Annotated in this window: 2 protein-coding genes; one reads left to right on the forward strand and one right to left on the reverse strand. The window is 39.0% G+C overall.

What is annotated here, in order from left to right; all coding sequences use genetic code 11:
• Window positions 1-68 precede the first annotated feature (68 nt).
• Complete coding sequence (locus GQR46_RS18425; RefSeq protein ID WP_165741974.1) at window positions 69-2,225, reverse strand: prolyl oligopeptidase family serine peptidase; 2,157 nt, start codon at window positions 2,223-2,225, stop codon at window positions 69-71.
• Between the two features lie 164 nt (window positions 2,226-2,389).
• On the opposite strand from GQR46_RS18425, the gene GQR46_RS18430 reads away from it, so the two are divergent.
• On the forward strand, window positions 2,390-2,704 hold the full coding sequence (locus tag GQR46_RS18430) for a DUF962 domain-containing protein (protein WP_165741976.1): 315 nt from the start codon (window positions 2,390-2,392) through the stop codon (window positions 2,702-2,704).
• Window positions 2,705-2,718 lie beyond the last annotated feature (14 nt).

Consider the following 2,718-nt stretch of genomic DNA (forward strand, 5'->3'; position numbering starts at 1 on the left):
CCGAGTAAATTAAATTTACTCGGCCTTTTTGCTCAGCTATTAAAGTTAGCTATTTAGTTAAAGCGCTTTTATAACGACTCTACGCCCATGTTATATAGCGTAAAACCAAATATATCGGCGTACTGCTCAATTGTTTTACTCGTTGGAGTACCTGCGCCATGCCCTGCATTTGTTTCTATGCGAATAAGCGTTGGATTATTACCCGTTTGCTTTGCTTGAAGCTCAGCTGCAAACTTAAACGAATGTGAAGGGACAACGCGGTCATCATGATCGCCAGTTGTGATCATAGTAGCTGGATACTCAACACCTGCTTTTACATTATGAAGTGGTGAATAACCTTTAATGTATTCAAACATTTCTTTGCTTTGCTCACTGGTACCGTAGTCGTATGCCCAACCAGCGCCCGCAGTGAATGTATGGTAGCGTAGCATATCAAGTACGCCTACAGCAGGTAGAGCCACCTGAAATAAGTCTGGGCGCTGCGTCATCACTGCACCAACTAACAAGCCACCATTAGATCCACCGCGAAGTGCTAAGCGCTTTTTAGACGTGTACTTTTTATCTTTTAAATACTCAGCAGCCGCAATAAAGTCGTCAAACACATTTTGCTTTTGCAATTTAGTGCCGGCATTGTGCCAGTCTTTACCGTACTCACCACCACCGCGAATATTAGCAACGGCGTACACACCACCTTGCTCAAGCCATACTGCATTAACCGGGCTAAAGCTTGGCGTTAAACTAATATTAAAACCACCGTAACCGTATAAAATTGTAGGGTTTGAACCATCAAGCTTAATGCCTGTTTTATAGGTAATTACCATCGGTATTTTAGTGCCGTCTTTTGATGTGTAAAACACTTGCTCAGACGTGTAATCATCACTATTAAAATCAATAGCCGACTTACGATAAACACCCGAGTCACCCGTAGTTACATCAAACGTATAAGTAGTACCTGGTGTTTTGTAGTTAGTGAACGAATAATAAAGCGTTGTTTGATCTTTTTTACCGCCAAAACCACGTGCAGTACCCACGCCTGGTAATGTAATTTCGCGAATTAACTCACCTTTTTTGTTGTACTGTTTTACCTGTGAAATAGCATCAACCATGTAGTTGGCAAAAAAGGTATCGCCACCTTTTGTAAGGTTTAGTACGTTTTTGGTTTCAGGAATTAAATCAACCCAATTTTCAGGGCTTGGGTTACTTGCATCAACCGTCACTACTTTTTTGTTTGGTGCATTAAGGTTAGTAACTAAAAACAGCTTGCTGCCTTCGTTATCAATAACTGATGTATCTGAATCAGTATTTCCAACAACCGTTACAAACTCACTGTTTTCTTTTGTTAGATCTTTTATAAACAGCTTATTGCCTGACGTAGACGTACTAGCTGAAATAAGTAAGTAGCGGCCGTCATGGGTTACATCAGCGCCTACATAGCGATGTTTTTGCTCATCAGTTTCACCAAATACAACACTATCAGCAGACTGTGCAGTACCTAGCTTATGGTAATACGCTTTATGCTGATCTGTTTTAGCCGAAAGTTCACTCCCTTTAGGTTTTTCGTAACTTGAATAATAAAAACCTTCGTTGCCTAACCAATCAATGCCACTAAATTTAACGTCAACAAGCGCTTCTTCAACTTGCTCTTTAGTATGTACATCAATAACAATAATTTTACGCCAGTCGCTACCACCTTCAGATATTTGATACGCGAGTAATGACCCATCTTTTGAAAACGATAAACCCGACATAGACGTCGTACCATCTTCACTAAACTTGTTTGGATCTAAAAATACTTCAACGTCGCCACCATCTTTACTGCGGTACAAAACATATTGATTTTGCAGGCCATCGTTTTTATAAAAATAGGTGTAATCGCCTTCAGTAAAAGGAGCGCCTATTTTTTCGTAGTTCATTAGTTTTTCAAGGCGCTGCTTTAACTTATCGCGATAAGGAATTTGTTCTAAATAAGAAAACGTTAAATTGTTTTGCGTTTTAACCCAATCGGCAGTTTCGTCGCTCATATCATCTTCAAGCCAACGATATGGGTCGCTAACCGCTTCTTCAAAGTAGGTATCTACGATATCGCCTTTTTTTGTTTCTGGGTATATAACTGCATTAACTTGCTTCATTGGTGCTTTTACTTCTTCTTGAGTTACCGTATTAGTTGGCTCTGAACAGCCGCTAAGCGCTACAATTACAGCACATGCTAGAGTGTGTTTAAACATCCTGAGTTCCATTCTTATTTATTAATAGTGCGCCTAAGTTATTAACTTTTAGCCCTTTTGTCTATTTAGATGCGTTAAGCGCCATTTATCGCTGTAAACAAATGTAAACTTACGCTTTAATAGCACAACCCTCATTAAAATAAAAAACAATAAAAGAGCACACTATGCAAAGTACAAACCCCACGTTTAAAAGCTTTAAAGCCTTCTACCCTTATTATTTAAAAGAACATCGCAATGTGATTTGCCGCCGCTTACATTTTATAGGAAGCACCCTTGTTCTTGCTGTAATCGCAATGGCATTAATAAAACAACAATACAGTCTATTGTGGCTATTACCTGTTATTGGATATGGGTTTGCGTGGGTCGGGCATTTCTTTTTTGAAAAAAACCGCCCAGCTACTTTTAAACACCCTTTTTACAGTTTGTGGGGAGATTGGGTAATGTTTAAAGATATGCTTGTTGGAAAAATTAAATTTTAACACTCTTTTTAGCA

Origin of the sequence: Pseudoalteromonas sp. Z1A6, from assembly GCF_011378745.1 — a bacterium.
In the GTDB taxonomy this organism is placed as follows: Bacteria; Pseudomonadota; Gammaproteobacteria; order Enterobacterales; family Alteromonadaceae; genus Pseudoalteromonas; species Pseudoalteromonas arctica.

Coding starts and splice junctions, on each gene's coding strand:
- GQR46_RS18425 (WP_165741974.1), bottom strand. CDS start 2,225: ATGTTTAAACACACTCTAGCATGTGCTGTAATTGTAGCGCTTAGCGGC.
- GQR46_RS18430 (WP_165741976.1), top strand. CDS start 2,390: ATGCAAAGTACAAACCCCACGTTTAAAAGCTTTAAAGCCTTCTACCCT.